Source organism: Kribbella sp. NBC_00359, from assembly GCF_036097425.1.
Classification (GTDB): Bacteria; Actinomycetota; Actinomycetes; order Propionibacteriales; family Kribbellaceae; genus Kribbella.
This window is the reverse complement of the sequence record NZ_CP107975.1, coordinates 3,901,526-3,918,956: the sequence shown is the minus strand read 5'-3', so window position 1 is coordinate 3,918,956 and position 17,431 is coordinate 3,901,526. Positions and strand designations below refer to the sequence as shown.

14 protein-coding genes are annotated in these 17,431 nt (G+C 69.3%); 6 read left to right on the top strand and 8 right to left on the bottom strand.

What is annotated here, in order from left to right; genetic code table 11:
* Window positions 1-115: 115 nt before the first annotated feature.
* On the top strand, window positions 116-1,837 hold the full coding sequence (locus OG876_RS19235; RefSeq protein WP_328526249.1) for an ABC transporter ATP-binding protein: 1,722 nt from the start codon (window positions 116-118) through the stop codon (window positions 1,835-1,837).
* Entirely contained in the window at window positions 1,834-3,570 is a 1,737-nt protein-coding gene (locus OG876_RS19230) for an ABC transporter ATP-binding protein (RefSeq protein ID WP_328526248.1), read from the top strand. The genes OG876_RS19235 and OG876_RS19230 overlap by 4 nt, the downstream gene beginning before the upstream one ends.
* A gap of 34 nt (window positions 3,571-3,604) precedes the next feature.
* Here OG876_RS19230 and OG876_RS19225 read toward each other — a convergent pair whose 3' ends face one another.
* The 5 genes from OG876_RS19225 to OG876_RS19205 form a co-directional block, all read right to left on the bottom strand.
* Window positions 3,605-4,147, bottom strand: a complete 543-nt coding sequence (locus tag OG876_RS19225; RefSeq protein WP_328526247.1) for an rRNA adenine N(6)-methyltransferase family protein — start codon at window positions 4,145-4,147, stop codon at window positions 3,605-3,607.
* Window positions 4,148-4,207: 60 nt separating this feature from the next.
* Window positions 4,208-5,368 (bottom strand): CapA family protein, encoded by a 1,161-nt coding sequence (locus OG876_RS19220; RefSeq protein WP_328526246.1) that lies wholly within the window; start codon window positions 5,366-5,368, stop codon window positions 4,208-4,210.
* A 102-nt stretch (window positions 5,369-5,470) separates the two neighbouring features.
* Window positions 5,471-6,520, bottom strand: a complete 1,050-nt coding sequence (locus tag OG876_RS19215; RefSeq protein ID WP_328526245.1) for a CU044_5270 family protein — start codon at window positions 6,518-6,520, stop codon at window positions 5,471-5,473.
* Window positions 6,520-7,098, bottom strand: coding sequence for an RNA polymerase sigma factor (locus OG876_RS19210; RefSeq protein WP_328526244.1), 579 nt, complete (start codon window positions 7,096-7,098; stop codon window positions 6,520-6,522). The genes OG876_RS19215 and OG876_RS19210 overlap by 1 nt, the downstream gene beginning before the upstream one ends.
* 50 nt (window positions 7,099-7,148) lie before the next feature.
* Window positions 7,149-7,436 (bottom strand): helix-turn-helix domain-containing protein, encoded by a 288-nt coding sequence (locus tag OG876_RS19205; protein WP_328526243.1) that lies wholly within the window; start codon window positions 7,434-7,436, stop codon window positions 7,149-7,151.
* Window positions 7,437-7,489: 53 nt separating this feature from the next.
* Between OG876_RS19205 and map the strand changes: the two genes are divergently transcribed.
* A complete protein-coding gene (gene map / locus OG876_RS19200) occupies window positions 7,490-8,257 on the top strand; it encodes a type I methionyl aminopeptidase (protein WP_328526242.1) in 768 nt (255 codons plus the stop codon).
* A gap of 28 nt (window positions 8,258-8,285) precedes the next feature.
* Here the strand turns inward: map and OG876_RS19195 are convergent, their stop codons facing one another.
* Window positions 8,286-9,533 (bottom strand): Rv2578c family radical SAM protein, encoded by a 1,248-nt coding sequence (locus OG876_RS19195; protein WP_328526241.1) that lies wholly within the window; start codon window positions 9,531-9,533, stop codon window positions 8,286-8,288.
* Window positions 9,534-9,565: 32 nt separating this feature from the next.
* Window positions 9,566-10,402, bottom strand: coding sequence for an NmrA family NAD(P)-binding protein (locus OG876_RS19190; protein ID WP_328526240.1), 837 nt, complete (start codon window positions 10,400-10,402; stop codon window positions 9,566-9,568).
* A gap of 149 nt (window positions 10,403-10,551) precedes the next feature.
* Between OG876_RS19190 and OG876_RS19185 the strand changes: the two genes are divergently transcribed.
* The 3 genes from OG876_RS19185 to OG876_RS19175 all read left to right on the top strand — a co-directional run bounded on the left by OG876_RS19185 (window position 10,552) and on the right by OG876_RS19175 (window position 15,865).
* Window positions 10,552-11,364 carry a TetR/AcrR family transcriptional regulator gene (locus OG876_RS19185; protein ID WP_328526239.1) on the top strand — a complete coding sequence of 271 codons (813 nt, stop codon included), beginning with the start codon at window positions 10,552-10,554 and terminating at the stop codon, window positions 11,362-11,364.
* A gap of 80 nt (window positions 11,365-11,444) precedes the next feature.
* Window positions 11,445-13,202 carry an HSP90 family protein gene (locus OG876_RS19180; protein WP_328526238.1) on the top strand — a complete coding sequence of 586 codons (1,758 nt, stop codon included), beginning with the start codon at window positions 11,445-11,447 and terminating at the stop codon, window positions 13,200-13,202.
* Window positions 13,199-15,865, top strand: a complete 2,667-nt coding sequence (locus OG876_RS19175; RefSeq protein ID WP_328526237.1) for a tetratricopeptide repeat protein — start codon at window positions 13,199-13,201, stop codon at window positions 15,863-15,865. Before OG876_RS19180 ends, OG876_RS19175 begins: the two co-directional genes overlap by 4 nt.
* Here the strand turns inward: OG876_RS19175 and guaA are convergent, their stop codons facing one another.
* On the bottom strand, window positions 15,866-17,416 hold the full coding sequence (guaA, locus tag OG876_RS19170; RefSeq protein WP_328526236.1) for a glutamine-hydrolyzing GMP synthase: 1,551 nt from the start codon (window positions 17,414-17,416) through the stop codon (window positions 15,866-15,868).
* Window positions 17,417-17,431: the final 15 nt, after the last annotated feature.

Here is a 17,431-nt window from a genome sequence, read left to right as displayed (position 1 = left end):
GCAAGATGAAGCTCTTTTGATGCGCGGGGAGACGGAACCCGCACTGACCGTGACCGTCCCAAACGCGATTAATTCGCATGCGGTTGTCGGTGGTCGCACCTAGCCTGAAGGCGCCATGAAACAACTTCCCTTCGCCGATCCCGGCGTTCCCGATCACCGCTCGCCGGCCCGCTATCTGTGGTGGGTCGCGCGGGGTCAGAAGCGCACCCTGATGGGCGGGATGGCGTTCGGCATTCTGTGGATGGCCGCGCAGGCGTTCATCCCGGCGATCCTCGGCCTGGCGATCGACGAGGGCATCGCCGCGCGCGACGGCGAGCGGCTGCTGCAGTGGACCGCCGCGCTGTTCGCGGTCGGCGTGGTGCAGGCGATCGCCGGCATCATGCGGCACCGGTTCGCGGTGACGAACTGGCTGTCCGCGGCGTACCGCACGGTCCAGGTGGTGACCCGGAAGTCCGCTGACCTCGGCGCGACGCTGCCGAAGCACCTGGCCACCGGCGAGGTGGTCAGCGTCGGCGCCGGCGACCTGTCGTACGTCGGCAACCTGATGGAGATCTCGGCCCGGTTCGCCGGGGCGATCGTCGCGTTCGTCATCGTCGCGGCGATCCTGCTCACCCAGTCGACCACGCTCGGCCTGGTGGTGCTGATCGGCGTACCCGTGATGCTGCTCTGCCTCGGCCCGATGCTGCGTCCACTGCACAAGCGGCAGTCGGCGCAACGCGAGGCGGTCGGCGAGCTGAACTCGCTCGGCTCCGACATCGTCGGCGGTCTGCGGGTGCTCCGCGGCATCGGCGGCGAGGAGTCCTTCTCCCGGCGGTACCGCAGCGAGTCGCAGCAGGTGCGGCAGGCGGGTGTCCGCGTCGCCGGGATCCAGTCCGTGCTGGATGCGGCCCAGGTGCTGCTGCCCGGCATCTTCGTGGTGCTCGTGGTCGGTCTGGGCGCCCACTTCGCGCTGCGGGGCGACCTCAGCGCGGGCTCGCTGGTCGCCTTCTACGGCTATGCGACGTTCCTTGTGCTCCCGCTGCGCACGGCCACCGAGTTCGCCAACCAGCTCATGCGCGGTCTGGTCGCCGCGGGTCGAGTCGTCCGCGTGCTGGAGCTGGAGCCCGACATCACCGAGCCCGCCCGATCAGTGCGCCTCCCCGACGGCGGTGACCTGGTCGATCCGGTCTCGGGCATCCGTGCGCGCGACGGCCTGCTCACCGCGATCGTCTCCGCCGAGCCCGACAGCTATGCGGAGCTGGCAGACCGCCTGGGTCGGTACGACGACCTGAGCGAGGTCAGGTACGGCGGCGTGACGCTGGCCAGTGCGACCCGGGCGGACGTCCGTGAGCGGATCCTGGTGAGCGACACCGGCTCCCAGCTGTTCACCGGCACCTTGCGCTCGGAGCTCGACCCGGACGGCCGTCGTACCGACGACGAGATCATGGCCGCGATGCGCACGGCGTCCGCCGAGGACGTGCTGGTCGCGTTGACGGACGGGCTCGACTCCGAGGTCGAGGAGAAGGGCCGGTCGTTCTCCGGCGGTCAGCGGCAGCGGCTGGTGCTGGTGCGTGCGCTGCTGGCGGACCCGTCCGTCCTCGTGCTGGTCGAGCCGACCTCTGCGGTCGACGCGCACACCGAGGCGCGGATCGCGGATCGGCTGCGGGCCTACCGGTCCGGCCGGAGCACCGTGGTCCTGACCGCGAGCCCGTTGCTGCTCGACCGCGTCGACGAGGTGATCTTCGTCGCCTCCGGCCGCGTAGTTGCCGCAGGCAAGCACCGTACGTTGCTCGACACCGAGGCCCGGTATCGCCGGACCGTCACCCGTGAGACCGAAGCCGAGGAGGCCCTCCGATGAGGCAGATCCTGCCCGTCGCCGGGCCCACCGAGATCCGGCGGCATGCCCGCCGGCTGGCGCGCCGGCACCCACGCACGCTGTCCGTCGCGCTGCTGCTGCACGGGCTGGCGGCGGTCAGCGGTCTGGCCGCGCCGCGGCTGATCGGTGACCTGGTCGAAGACGTCCAGAACGGGACGACCGCCGCCAAGGTCAACCAGGTGATCATCGTGATCGCGGTGTTCGTCGTGGCGCAGTCGCTGCTGACCCGGTGGGCCCGGTTCAAGTCGTTCGCGCTCGGCGAGCAGGTGCTGGCCGAGCTGCGGGAGGACTTCGTCGACAATGCGCTCGCCCTGCCGATCGGCACGGTCGAGCGGGCCGGCACCGGTGACCTGCTGTCCCGGACGTCGCGTGACGTCGACACACTTTCGCGGACGGTGCGGTTCGCCGTACCCGAGACGATCATCGCGTTCGTCACGGTGCTGTTCACGGTCGTCGCCACCGTGTTGGTCGGCGTGTGGGTGCTCGTGCCGTTGGTCGCGATGGTGCCGGTGCTCTGGCTGAGCACGAAGTGGTACTTGCGCCGCGCGAAAGACGGTTACCTCCGCGAGAACGCGGCGTACGCACAGATGACGAGCTCGCTGGCCGAGACGGTCGAGGGTGCGCGGACGGTCGAGGCCTTGCGGCGGTACGACGATCGCGTCCGCCGCGGCGATGCGGACATCCGGGGCTCTTACCTCGCTGAGCGGTACACGCTGTTCCTGCGGACGGTGTGGTTCCCGGTCGTCGAGGTCGGCTATCTGGTGCCGGTCGTCGGGACGCTGCTGTTCGGAGGCTGGCTGCACCTCGGCGAGCACGTCTCGCTCGGCGCGGTCACGGCCGGTGTGCTGTACGTCAACCAGCTGATCGATCCGGTCGACCGGTTGATCTCGTGGATGGACGAGCTCCAGTCGGGCGGTGCGGCCTTTGCACGGTTGCTGGGCATCAGCGACGTACCGGACGATCGGACGCCGTCGGGGCAGTCGCCGTCGAGCGAGCTGGTCGAGGCGCACGACGTGCGGTTCTCGTACGTCGACGGTCGCGACGTGCTGCACGGCGTCGAGCTGACCATCCAGCCGGGCGAGCGGATCGCGATGGTCGGTCCGTCCGGTGCCGGCAAGTCGACGCTGGGGCGGTTGGTCGCGGGTATCCATCCGCCACGGACCGGTTCGGTGACGGTCGGCGGCGTCGGCATGACCGAGCTGCCGTTGGACGAGCTGCGTAAGCAGGTCGCGCTGGTGACCCAGGAGCATCACGTCTTCGTCGGGACGCTGCGCGACAACCTGTCGATGGCGCGGCCGGAAGCTTCGGACGAGGAACTGCTTGCGGCGCTCGCCGCGGTCGACGCGCAGGAGTGGGCGGAGGCGCTGCCGGACGGTCTGGACACCCGCGTCGGCTCTGGGCAGCTGGCGCTCACGCCGGCGCAGGCGCAGCAGTTGGCACTGGCCCGGCTGGTGCTGGCGGATCCGCACACGCTGGTGCTGGACGAGGCGACGTCGCTGATCGACCCGCGAGCGGCTCGGCACATGGAGCGCTCGCTGGCCGCGGTGCTGGAGGGCAGGACGGTCATCGCGATCGCCCACCGCCTCTACACGGCCCACGACGCGGACCGGGTCGCGGTGGTGGAGGACGGGCGGATCTCGGAGCTCGGCAGCCACGACGAACTGGTCGCCCGTCAGGGTTCGTACGCCGCGTTGTGGAACTCCTGGCACGGATAACAGTGAGGCCCCCACCTGGCTGGTGGGGGCCTCATTACCGTTTGCGCAGTACCAGGACTGCGGAGTCGACATGCGGGGGTGGGGTGAAAGCCTTGCGGGGAAGGCGAAGCCCGATCGACGGGTCGTAGTGCCGGAACCACCGGTTCGCCCCCGGCGCATCACCGCGAGCCCACCGGCTCGCCACCTGCCGCTGCAGCACGAGATCCGCCGACACCAGGCGAGAACCCGGCGCCAGCAAGCGCTTCAGCAGTGCGGTGGAGATGTTGTACGGCGGACTCGACACCACCCGGAACGGCCGCGACGGCAACCGGAGATCCGCGGCATCGGCCCGGACCACCGTCACCGGCGCATCCGCGAACCGCCGACGCAACCGGTCGACCCGCTGTGGGTGGAGTTCGACGGCCACTACCTGGGCACCGGCCCGGACCAGCGGCGCGGTCAGCGCACCGAGTCCGGCCCCGACGTCGAGGACGAGTTCACCGGGTCTGACCCCGGCCGCGTCCACGACGCGCTGAGCCCAACGACTATCGAGCGGATGCCATCCCCAGGCACCCCGCGCCTGCCCGGAGCCGGGCACGACGCACCATCACGAAGTACGTAATCATGCGCCGACCATAGAACGCCGGACCTGCTGGGCTCAAAGCATTTTCGGGTTCGCACCCAGCGCCGTGACGGTCTCCGTCGTACGGCGCTGGGCCAGCTCGAGGCGGCTGCGCTTGGATCCGCTGGCCTTCGGGAGTTCACGACGTACGTCGAGGACGCGGACGGGTAGGGCATCGGTCATGAGGAGCGGTGCGTACTCAGCCTGCTCGGTCTTCCAGCGGTCACCGTCGCGGGTGAAGGTGAAGCGGACCAGGAGACCTTCGGCCTTGGTGCTGTTGGGCTCGCGGTGCGCCGCGACCAGGTTGCCCAGACCGTAGGCGACCCATTTGCCGTTGATCTGCTCCATCGGCTGCACCACGTGCGCATGATGACCGATCACCAGGTCGATGTTGCTATCGGCAAGCAGTTGGGGTGCGAGCTCGCGTTGCTGATCGTTGAGCCTGCTCGAGTACTCCGTCCCCCAGTGGCAGCTGACCACGACGATCTCAGCGCCCTGGTCGCGCGCCTCTTTCGCGTTCCGGATGATCGTGGCCGCGTCCAGCTTGCCGGCGCGCCAGGTCTGGCCGTTCGGGTACGGCAGGCCGTTGAAGCCGAACGTGTACGACAGCGAGGCGATCTTCACACCGTTGACGTCGACGATGGTGGGCGTCTCGGCTTCGCTTCTCGAGCGCGCCGTCCCTGCGTGGCGCAGTCCGGCCTTCTCGAGGGTGTCGAGGGTCCGATCGACACCGGTCGCGCCGCCGTCGAAGCTGTGGTTGCTAGCTGTAGTGCAGACGCCGTACCCGGTCTGCTTGAGCGCGGCGGCGATCTGCGGCGGGCCTTGGAACAGCGGGTAGCCGTGGTACGGACCGCCTTGTGGCGCAAGCGGAGTCTCCAGGTGCGCGATCGCGAGGTCGGCCTGCTGTACCAGCGGCTTCACGCTGCTCATGAGTGGCGCGAAGTCCCAGGCGCCGTTGGTGCCGTCGCGCTTCGCGGTGGTCCACAGTCGCTCGTGGAGCAGTACGTCGCCGGTCGCTACCAGCGTGATCCGGTCGGGTCGATTCCCCTTACCCGCTTCGGATCTGGCGGTCCCGGGTTGACCAGTCTTTGTACCCCTACCGGTGTCCGCTGCCGTGTCCGCGATGCACCCTGCAGTCGCCAGTACTCCGGCTCCGGCAAGCAATCCGCCGAGCACCGTACGTCGCCGTACCGCCATCCCACTCCCCCAAGCCTCAAACCCCAGTCGCTCAGAAGACGCGGCAACCCCAGACTTAGTTGCCACAGCAACCAAACAGTGTCCTTCGCGGGCTCAGCGGGCCTAGAGGTAGAGGGTGTAGCCGATCACGCTCGGCACTCGGACGGGAAGTCGGCCGGCGGTCTTGGTGAGAACCTCTTCAGCAGCCAGCAACGCACCAGTCGTGGAGTCGACGATCAACACCTGCCGCGTCGGCAGTCCAAAACCGTCCCCGTCCACTGCGAAACCCCGCCCGGTCCGCCCAGCCCGATCGGTCATCGATCCCAGCGCCACGACGTCGCCCCGATCGGCCAGCAGACTCAGCATCGCGGACCGAACGCCGGGGACCGGCACGGTCTCGTGGTAGAGGTCGGTCAATGCGACGACGAGCTCTTGGGTACCCATGTCATCGATCCGGTGAGTCGTCGTCAGCTCAGCCAGCAGCCGGGCCGGATCGGTCGGCAGCGGGTAGCGGTACATCGGGTCATACTCTCCGGGTCGCCACTTCTCCTCACCCAGCACGGTCCCGGGCTTCTGGCGCGGCCCGCCACGCTCCCAGGCCTTGCGATCCTTGGCGTCAGGGAAGTACGGCTCTGCCGCCGTCGTCCGCATCATCCCGGACCGATCCCCATGCCACACCAGAGTCGTCTCCCGCGGTAGCACAGCTGACGTGACCTGGTCGTGTTTGTCGACGCCGATCGACAGATCCCATGAGCGCATCCGCACCGAGTGCGCGGAGCCGCTGTCGCCCGGCAACGTCACGTCTCTGGCGGCGCGGGCCGCCAGCTGCAGCAACTCCCCTCTCGCCGATCCGCCGACTGCCAGCTCGGCGTGCAGCAGCGGCGGAGTTGCCGCGACCGCTCGCTTCGTCTCGAAAGGATCGGCCACGACCAGGCTGCCACCTGCCACCACGGCCACTGCCGCGCCGACCAGTACCGCCCGCCGCGGCATTCCTTGCCACCGAGCCGGCAGCTTCGGCTTGGCCGCGGCCGGTCCTTCGTCGAGGCGTTCCTGGGTCGCAATCCGGGTCTTGATGAGCTGCAGGCTGTGCAACTCCTGCTCGGTCAACGGGCCGTCGGCGATCGCGGCGGCCGGATCCGCGCGCCGCAGTACGTCGAGGTCGGTAGTTCTCATCAGTGCTCTCCCTGCAGGTTGGACTGACCAGCAACGACTGCGGAACCAGCCGACCGTTCGCTCTCCTGGCGACCGTGTCGCGCCCGGACTGCCGCCAGCCGGCGCCGGGCCCGGTGCAGCCGTACGGCGGCAGCGGCGGACGAGCACCCCAGCGCCGCGGCGAGATCCTTGCCTCGCAACTCCTCCCAAGCCACCAGCATCAGCACTTCCTGATCCGCCGGGCTCAGCTCGCGCAGCGCGGTCAATGTCTGCGCCAGGTCGTCCGACCACTCCAACTGCTCTCCCGGCCCGGGATCGCTCCGGGTCACCAGGTTGTTGCCGAAGCGCCCGTACGCCGAGGCCGCGCGGAGGTCGGATCGCCGAGCATGCGCCAGCACGTTCGCCGCCACTCCGTACAGCCAAGGAAGCGCGCGTTGCGCCGGCAGCTCCCGACGGCGCTGCCATGCGACCAGGAACACCTCGGCTGCGATGTCGTGGGCTCTGTCGCGATCACCGGCGCGGCGTACGACGTACCGCAGTACGGCGCGATAGTGGTCGTGGAAGAGCTGGTCGAGGTCAGCCGTTTCCGGCGTGGGCATTGGTTCCACACCGCGTTTGTTCCCGCTCGCCGGGAACCATTACAGGCGGCCTAGGCGATCAGGCCGGAGGAGTCCGGTGGAGCGTCGGCGACGTGGTTGTCCTGGCAGGCGGCGACCAGGGTGTCCAGGGAGAGGTCGAGGGTCGCGGCGACGGCGGCAACAGTGAACAGGGCTGGGGTGGGGATACGACCCGTCTCGATCTTGCGGAGGGTGTCGACGGAGACCCCGCAGGCGGCCGCGACGTCCACCATGCTGCGCTCGCCGCGAGCCTCACGGAGCAGGCGGCCGAGCTGACGGCCGCGTTCGCGATCCCAGCTGGACAGAGGTGGTCTTACCATGAGCGTGATAATAGTACCGGTATAACTATCCCGTGAAGTTGAGGAAGCAGCCAATGGTCGAGTTGAAGACGCCGGCGGAGATCGAACAGATGCGCACGGCCGGCCGTGTCGTCGCCAACGCCCTGCAGGCAGTGAGGAAGGAGGCCTCGGTCGGGGTCTCGCTGCGCGAGCTCGACGAGGTCGCCCGGGACGTCCTGCGCTCGGCCGGGGCGGTGTCGCTGTTCGAGGGCTACCAGCCCGGGTTCGCGACCAGCCCGTTCAGCGGCGTCATCTGTACGTCGGTCAACGACGCGGTGCTGCACGGCCTGCCGACCGACCTGAAACTCGAGGACGGCGATCTGCTGAACGTCGACTGCGGCGCCTCCGTCGACGGATGGTGCGCGGACTCCGCGATCAGCTTCAGCGTCGGTACGCCGCACCCCGAGGACCTGGAGCTGATCGCGACCACCGAACGCGCACTCGCCGCCGGCATCGCCGCCGCGGTCGATCGCAACCGCCTCGGCGACATCAGCGCCGCGATCGGCCGCATCGGCCACGACGCCGGCCTCGGCACCAACCTCGACTTCGGCGGCCACGGCATCGGCCACCGCATGCACGAAGACCCTCACATCCCCAACGGCGGCCGCTCCGGCCGAGGCCTCAAACTCCGCGCCGGCCACGTCTTCGCCATCGAACCCTGGTTCTGGTCCGGTCCCGGCAGCACCTACCGCATCGACGAAGACGGCTGGACCCTCCGCTCCGCCGACCAAACCCGAGGCGCCCACGCCGAACACACAGTCGCCATCACCCCCGCAGGCCCCGAAATCCTCACCCTCCCGTAGAACCCCGTGCGGTTCTCCGGCTGGCTGGTTAGAAGAGGGGTTGTTGGGTTGGTGGGGCTGCTTGGGTGGTGGGTTTCGGGGGTGGAGGGCGGCGGAAGCGGGTGGTGGGGTCGGGCTCGCCCCAGCCGGTGGCGGAGTCGGAGGTGGCGGTGGGGCCGGGGGCTTCGACGATGCCGCGGGGGTGGTTCGCGTTGGCGCGGGGCTGGGCGGACCTCGCGCGAGGTTGGGCGGATCTGGCACCGGGCTGGGCGGACCCCGCGCTCGGTTGAGTGGACCTCGGGGCGGGTTGGGTCGGGGGCCCGGGGAGGGGGTCGGATCGGTGGGTGGAGGGGCGGCCGAAGCCGTGTTTGTTGAGGAGGGGGCGGGTTTTTTGTTCGAAGGCTTTGCGGTAGCTGGGGGATGCGTAGGAGCCGTGGGCGTAGAGGGATTCGTAGCGGGCCACCAGGTGGGGATGGTCTTGGGCCAGCCAGGTCATGAACCAGTCTTTGACGCCGGGACGCAGGTGGAGGACGAGGGTGGTGACGCCGGTGGCGCCGGCTTCGGCCAGCTCGCCGAAGAGGTGGTCCAACTGGTCGGGTGAGTCCGTCAGCCAGGGGAGGACGGGGGCGACCATGACGCCGCACGGGAGGCCGGCTTCGCGGACGGCTCGGATGAGGTCGAGGCGGCCGCGGACGGAGGGGACGCCGGGCTCGACGTGGCGCCGGAGCTCTTCGTCGCCCAGGGCCAGCGAGATCCCGATGCCCACGGGGACCTGCTCGGACGCGGCGGCAAGGAGCGGGAGGTCGCGGCGGAGCAAGGTGCCCTTGGTCAACACGGACAACGGCGTGCCGGAGCCGGCCAGGGCGTCGATGATGCCCGGCATCAGGCGGTAGCGGCCTTCGGCTCGCTGGTAGGGATCGGTGTTGGTGCCTAGGGCAACTTGTTCGTGGTTCCAGGACGGGCGGGCGAGTTCGCGGCGGAGGACATCGACCACGTTGGTTTTCACGACGATCTGCTGGTCGAAGTCCAGGCCTTGGTCGAGTTCGAGATAGCGATGGCTCGGGCGGGCGAAGCAGTAGCGGCAGGCATGGGTGCAGCCGCGGTACGGGTTGATGGTCCAGTTGAAGGGCAGCGACGTACCGGGCACCGAGTTCAGCGCGGATCGGGCGACGACCTCATGGAAGGTGATACCCCGGAACTCCGGTGTCGTCACCGACCGGACCAGACCCGCGATCGACCCGAGACCTGGCAACGTCCCTGGAGTCTCGACATCGAGCTGCTGACCGGCCCATCTCATGCATCACAGTCGAACACATGTTCGGCAGCAAATCAACCGAGGAAGGCGGCGGCGTTCGCGACCGCCCACTCGCAATACGTCACCGCCGGCCGGCCGAGAAGCGACGGCACCGTCGGCTCGGGCTTCATCGGATGCTCCGCCATCATCCGGAACCCGTCCAGCAACCACTGCGCCGTCTCGAGCCCGATCACCGGCGCGAGCCGATCGAGATAGCCGGCCGGCGTCAGTTCCTCGAAGCGCACGTCCCGGCCGATCGCCGCCGAGATGCAGGCGACCTGGTCGGGTGCCGTCAGTCCCTCCGGCCCACTCATCATGAGCTTCTGTCCGCTGTAGCTCGCGGAGAGCAGGACGACCCGCGCGACCGCCGCGATGTCCGCCAGATCGATCGGCGTCTGCACAGCTCCGCCGTACGGCGCGCGTACGACACCCTCCGCCTTGATCGACGCAGCCCAGTCCAGCGTGTTGTTCATGAACTGCCCCGGCCGCAGGAACGTCCAGTCGAACCCGCCCGCCTCGATCGCCCGCTCGATCCGGTAGTAGTGCCACGTCGACGGATCCCTCTGCGCCTCGTAGTCCGCAGGTTCACCCGACAGTACGACGACCCGCCGCACGCCGGCCTCCTGAGCACACCGGACGAAGTCCTCCACGTACGCCGGAAGTGGCGCGAGGTACACCGTGTCGACACCGGCCAACGCGGCAGGCAGGGTCGCCGGCTGACCCAGATACCCGCGTGCGACCTCGACACCGTCCGGCAGCGCAGCCCGGGTCGGGTTGTTGGTAAGCGCGCGCACCGGGGCGCCTGCCGCCACCAACTCGTCCACCAGCAGCCGCCCCACACTCCCGGTCGCGCCCGTCACCAGGATCGTCATGTCGTCTCCCCTCGCACCAAAGCTAATTCTCGTAGGCTATACGAGAATCAGACCCGGTGCCTATGAGTCCCTCGGTGGCGGGCGACGTGCGACGCTTGCCGTGCACGCCCGGAGGGGCAGGGCCGGGAGTGCTGGAGAGCGGAGGGGCTTTGACGGTTCGGCGGAGTGGTGAGGGTCAGCCGGAGCGGACGCTGGCGCTCCTGTGGCGCAACCACCGCAAGCGGGCCCCCGACGCCGGGCGGGCGACGCCGGGCCGCGAGGCCCGAGGGGCTGGGCGTCGGCCTTCGTTGGATGTGGACGAAGTTGTCATGGCGGGGATCCGGTTGGCGGATGAGCAAGGACTGGTGGCGGCCTCGATGGGTGGCGTGGCCAAGGAGTTGAGGGTCGGGACGATGACTCTCTACACCTACGTGCCGTCCAAGGAGGAGCTGCTCGACCTGATGGTGGATCAGGTGCTGGCCGAGCGCGACCTGCCCGGCCCCGGTGAGCCACGACCCGACGACTGGCGCGAGCAGATCGAGATCTACTCGGAGCAGACCCGAGCGATGTTCCAACGGCACCCCTGGCTCGCGCAGGTGTCGACGATCCGTCCGCCGGTAGGCCCCGGCATGCTGGCGGGCCGCGAGTACCTGCTGTCCGCGTTCCTCGGCCTGGGCCTCAGCCCGGCCGAGACGAACACGGCCGCGCTCGCGATCACGACGTACGTCGACTCCGCCGCCGGCCTGGAGGCGGAGAGCGAACTGATCGAGCGCGCGACCGGTCAGAGCAACGACTCCTGGTGGTACGAGCGCAGCGACCTCTGGGAGACGTACTTCGACGTCGAAAGACACCCCGCGATGACAGCGATCTGGAACGCGAACGGCTACCAGTCGAGCACCCGGGAGGCCGCGACCGAGTCCTATCGCTACGGCCTCGACCGTCTCCTCGATGGCATCCAGGCGATGGCCCCGGAAACCCTGTAAATCAAGGGGACCGTTCACCACCGCCCGTCACCAACGCTATGCGAACAGTCGCCGACCCTGGCATGTCGTAAGTTGCCGTGGTGCGCGAGAACTTCCAGGTCGACCTGCAGGGGATCGTCGACCTGCTGAGCAACCATCTGTACAGCAGTCCGCGGGTGTACCTGCGCGAGCTCCTGCAGAACGCCGTCGACGCGATCACGGCCCGCCAGGCCACTGATCCCGGTACGCCGCAGCGGATCGACGTACGCACGGCCGACGACGGGCTGAGCATCTCCGACACCGGGATCGGCCTCACGCCGGACGAGGTGCGGGAGCTGCTGGCAACGATCGGGCGGAGCTCGAAGCGGGACGAGATCGGGTTCGCCCGGACCGAGTTCCTCGGCCAGTTCGGCATCGGTCTGCTGTCGGCGTTCATGGTCGCGGACGAGATCGAGGTCGTCACCCAGCCGGCCGGCGGTCCGGCCACGCACTGGATCGGTACGGCGGACGGCCGCTACACGATCGCGGGGACGACGGATCGTCCGGAGCCGGGTACGACGGTCACGCTCAAGGCGCGGCGTGGTGCGGAGCAGTGGTACAAGAAGGCCACAGTGGTCGAACTGATCCGCCTGTTCGGTGCACTGCTGCCGATCGAGATCCTGGTCGACGGCGAGCAGGTCACCGACGGCACCGCACCCTGGGAGGGCTCACGGGCCGATCTGCTCGGCTATGCGCAGGACAAGCTCGGGTTCACGCCGTTCGACGTGATCCACCTGAACAATCCAGGCGCCGGGCTGACCGGTGTCGCGTTCGTGCTGCCGTTCGCCGCGAACCCGGCCGAGCGGGCAACGCACCGCGTGTACCTGAAGCGGATGCTGCTCGCCGAGAACGTCGAAGGGCTGCTCCCCGACTGGGCGTTCTTCGTCCGCGCTGTCATCGACACGTCCGAGCTGCGTCCGACCGCGAGCCGCGAGGCGCTGTTCGACGACGGCAACCTCGAAGCCACCCGGGATGCGCTGGGTGCGCAGCTGCGTGGCTGGCTGGTCCGCCTCGGCAACACGGACCCGGCCAAGCTGGACCGGTTCCTCGCCATCCACCAGCTCGGCGTGAAGGCGCTCGCGCTCCACGACGACGAGATGCTCCGGCTGGTCCACCGCTGGCTGCGCTTCGAGACGAACCATGGACGGATGACGACCGCTGAGCTGCAGGAGCGCAGCGGTGAGATCCGCTATGTCGCCACGGTCGAGGAGTTCCGTCAGCTCGCAGCGGTTGCGGCCGCGCAGCAGATCACTGTGGTGAACGGCGGCTACACCTACGACAGCGAGCTCCTCGAGCGCCTCCCCGAGGTAGTGCCCGATCTGGTCACCACACGGTTCGATCCGACCGAGCTGAGCACCAGCTTCGACAGTCTGGACCCGGACACCGAGCTAGGGCTGCGCCCGTTCGTCCAGCTCGCGCAGGCCGCGCTGGACTCGGTCGGCTGCGAGGTAGTGGTCCGTGCGTTCGAGCCGGCCGGTCTGCCCGCGCTCTACCTCGTGGACCGGTCCGCACAGTTCGCCAGTGAGCTCAGAGCCACCAAGGATCGTGCGGACGCGCTATGGTCCGAAGTACTCGGTGCACTCGACACCCACGACGACAGCCGGCCGCAACTCGTTCTGAACTACCGCAGTCCCTTGGTACGGCGGATGGCGTCACTGAACGATCCTGAGCTCGCACAGCTCGCAGTGGAAGGGCTGTACGGACATGCGCTGATGCTCGGTTACCACCCGATCAGTCCGGCGGACTCTGCACTGGTGAACCGCTCTTTCCTCGGTCTGCTCGACCAGGCTGTCCCGACGCAGGAGGACCCGACCCGATGAATCAGGAACTCGTGGACCGACTGCAGCGTGCCGAGAGTGCGCCGTACGGGAAAGCACGGTCGGCTTTGCTCGAGGACGTCGTACGGCGGGCCGATGCGGCCGGTGAGGAGGACCTGGCGTTCTACAGCCGCCTCTCGCTCGTGACGGCGTACGTGATGGGTGGCGAGCCGCGGAAGTCGCTGGTGCCGTTCGCGCGGTGCGTGGCGGACTGGGATGCGTCACCCGATCAGTACCGCGGCTACTCGCACACGTTCCTGTGGTGCTTCAAGTACGCGCCGAGCACGCTGACCAAGTTCCCCGAGGTGCCGCTGGACCGTGCCTACGCCGTCCTGGACGACATGGAACGGCGTTGGCGGCAGAGCGGCCACAGCATGCACGCCGTCCATCAGCACCGGTGGCTGGTCGCACACCACATCGGCGATGCGGACACGGCGGCCGAGCAGTTCCGGCTGTGGTCGACCGCGCCGCGCGACGACCTGTCGGACTGCGTCGGCTGCGACCCGACGTCGAAGGTGCACCACCTGACCAGCGTCGGGCGTACGGCGGAAGCCGTCGCGCTGGCCGTGTCCGTGCTGGACGGGCAGCTCACCTGCGCGGAGCAGCCGCAACAGATGCTGACCGCGCTGCTGCCGGCGTATGTTGCCGAGGGCATGTATTCCGAGGCGGTGGACGCACATCGGAAGGCGTACCGGATCCTCCGCGGGCGGGTCGGCGAACTGAGTGAGCACGCGGACCACGTGGTGTTCCTGGCCCGGACCGGCAACGAACTGAAGGCCGTCGAGCTGATCGAGCGGCACGCACCCGAGCTGGCCGACCCGCCGTCGCCGTACGCCGAGATGGTGTTCGCGGCCGGTGCGTCACTGGCTCTGAGCCGGGTCGACAGCGTACTGATGATCCGGCAGCCCGGAGCGTCCGTGCCGGCGGCCGACTTGGCCGAGAAGCTCAAGGCGCGAGCTCTGGAGCTGGCAGCCCAGTTCGACGCACGGAACGGGACGACGCATCGCAGCGACGAGATCCGCGCAACGCTGACCGCCGAGCCATGGGTGGAGTACCTGCCGCTCTCGGACACCGCCCGGCGTGCCCAGCTCCGGAAGCAGGCCCAGCCGGCCGCCGAACCCTCGGACCAGCCGCCACTCGGTCCCGCTCGGCCGGAGCCCACCGGCCGCGGCTGGCTCGACGAGGCCGAGGACGCGTGGCAGCGCGGGCAGTCCGAGCAAGCGATCATGGCCTGGCAGGTGTTCGAGCAGGAGGTGCCGGAGAGCGAGTGGACCGCACTCGACCGCGCCCGTGCCCTGGACGGGCGAGGGTTGCTGGCGTCCGACAAGCCGGAGCGCGCGCTGGAGTCCTGGCGCGAAGCACTCGCGCTGTACGCCGACCTTGGTGAAGAGATCCGCCTGCTGCGCGACCGCGGACGCATCGGCCGGCTCCTCTGCGAGCTGGGACAGGTCGAGGAGGGCCTCGCAACCGGTGAGGAGCCGCTGCGCCGGCTGATCACCGAGGACGAGCCGCGACGTCAGAGCCACTGGCAGTACTCGCTGGCTACCGTGTATGCCCACGCCGGCCGGTACGACGACGCCGTACGCGAACTGCGTGAGCTGCGTGCACATCCGAACGTGGAGGAGGAGCTGCTCGCGGGCGCAGCGATGATGCAGGGCGACCTCCTCGCGCAGCTGGGACGCTTCGAGGAAGCGGAAGAGGCCGCCACGGTGGCGTCGGGGGCTGCGAGTGAGCTGGTGCGGTCGTTCGCGTTCAGGCAGCGTGGGCGGATCCGCCTCGAGCTCGAACGCCCGGTCGAGGCAGCCGAGGACCTGACCGAGGCAGTCGCACTGCTAGCCGGCGTACCGGGCATGGAGGTTCAGGTGGCGCTCGCCCGGTTGGAGCTGGCGCGTGCGTATCTGATGACCGGGCGGCCGCTGGAGGCGGCGGAGACGGGTGAGGAGGCGCTGCCGGTGCTGGGCGGTGACCCTGGTCTGGCCCAGCCGCTTGCCGATGCGCGCGGCGTACTGATCGAGGCCTACCGTTCGCTGGGCGAGCTGGAGTCCGCACTGACCAAGGTGCGCGAGTTGCAGGCGTCCGCGCCGGCCGATGCGCATCCGGCCTGGCTGGCGATGATCCGCCACGACGAGGGCTTGCTCCTGGAAAAGCTCGACCGCGACGAGGAGGCGGTCGAGGTGCTCCTGTCCGCAGCCTCGCAGTACGCCGCTGCCGAGCAGCCGATCGAACAGGTGCAAGCACTCCGCCTGGCGGCCCAGTCCGCCCGCTACACCGGCGACTTCGCCCGGGCGGTCGAGCTGATCGACACCGCCCGCCCGCTGCTGACCGCGCTGCCGTCAGCCGACCAGCGAGCCATCTTCCAGACCGCCGGTGTCCATTGGGATCTGGCGCTGGTCGCCCTACAGCAGGGCGACTCGGACACCGCCGTACAGCATGCCTCGCAAGCCGCCGACCACTACGAACGCGGCGGCTACGCGGACCAGCACCTCAACGCACATCTACTGGTCGCCGAGCACAGCGCCGACGAGACCCTGCTGGAGCAGCTCTTCCCAACCCTGACGACCGGCACCGAACCCTGGTACCGCGCCGGCTGGCTCCTGGTCGACCGCCTCCGCTCCCAGGGCCGCACGACCGAAGCGACGACCCTGGAGGCGGTCCTCAGCGAGTGATCACTCCCACTCGATGGTGCCGGGGGGCTTGCTGGTGATGTCGAGGGTTACGCGGTTGATCTCGTCGACCTCGTTGGTGATGCGGGTGGAGATGCGTTCGAGGACGTCGTACGGGAGGCGGGCCCAGTCGGCGGTCATGGCGTCCTCGCTGGTGACGGGACGCAGTACGACGGGGTGACCGTAGGTGCGGCCATCACCTTGGACGCCGACCGAGCGGACATCGGCCAGCAGGACCACCGGGAACTGCCAGATGTCGCGGTCGAGACCGGCCGCGGTCAGCTCGGTGCGGGCGATCAGGTCGGCCTGGCGCAGCAGGTCCAGGCGCTGCTTGGTGACCTCGCCGATGATCCGGATGCTCAGACCGGGGCCGGGGAACGGGTGCCGGTAGACCATCGCCTCGGGCAGCCCGACGGCCAGGCCGAGCTCGCGGACCTCATCCTTGAAGAGTGTCCGCAGCGGCTCGATGAGGCTGAACTGCAGGTCGTCCGGCAGGCCGCCGACGTTGTGGTGCGACTTGATGTTCGCCGCCCCGGTGCCGCCGCCGGACTCGACCACGTCCGGGTAGAGCGTGCCCTGGACCAGGAACTCGATGTGCCGCTCGGCGTCCACCTTGCGCGCGGTCGCCTCGAAGGTCCGGATGAACTCGCGGCCGACGATCTTCCGCTTCTGCTCCGGGTCGGTCACGCCGGCCAGCGCGCCGAGGAACTGGTCCTCCGCGTCGACCATCTCGAGCCGGATCCCGGTCGCGGCCACGAAGTCCTTCTCGATCTGCTCCGACTCGCCGGCCCGCTGCAGGCCGTGGTCGACGTACACACAGGTCAGCTGGTCGCCGATCGCCTTGTGCACCAGGGCCGCCGCGACCGCGGAGTCGACGCCGCCGGACAGCGCGCACAGCACCTGCTTGTCACCGACCTGCCGGCGGATCAGCTCGACCTGCTCGTCGACGACGTTCGTCGTGGTCCAGTCGCCCTTGCATCCGGCGATGTCGTAGAGGAAGTGCTCGAGCACCGCCTGCCCGGCCTGCGAGTGCAGGACCTCCGGGTGCCACTGCACGCCGGCCAGCCGCCGGTCCAGGTCTTCGAACGCTGCCACGGGTGCGCCTTGGGACGCCGCGAGTACGGCGAAACCGGCGGGCGGCGCGTGGACGGCATCACCGTGGGACATCCACACGTTGAGGTCCTCAGGGATGTCGGCCAGCAGTGTGCCGGCCGCGCTGACCGTCACCGGGGTGCGGCCGAACTCGCGCAGACCGGTCCGGCGGACCTCGCCGCCGAGCGTCTGCGCCATCGCCTGGAAGCCGTAGCAGATCCCGAACGCCGGCACGCCCGCGTCGAACAGCGCGGACTCGACCCGCGGCGCACCCTCGGCGTACACCGACTGCGGCCCGCCGGACAGGATGATCGCCTTCGGCTTCCGCGCCAGCATCTCCTCGACCGGCATCGAGTGCGGCACGATCTCGGAGTACACCTTGGCCTCGCGGACCCGGCGCGCGATCAGCTGCGCGTACTGCGCCCCGAAGTCGACGACCAGAACCAACTCATGCTCAGTCACCTTGCAAAGCCTATC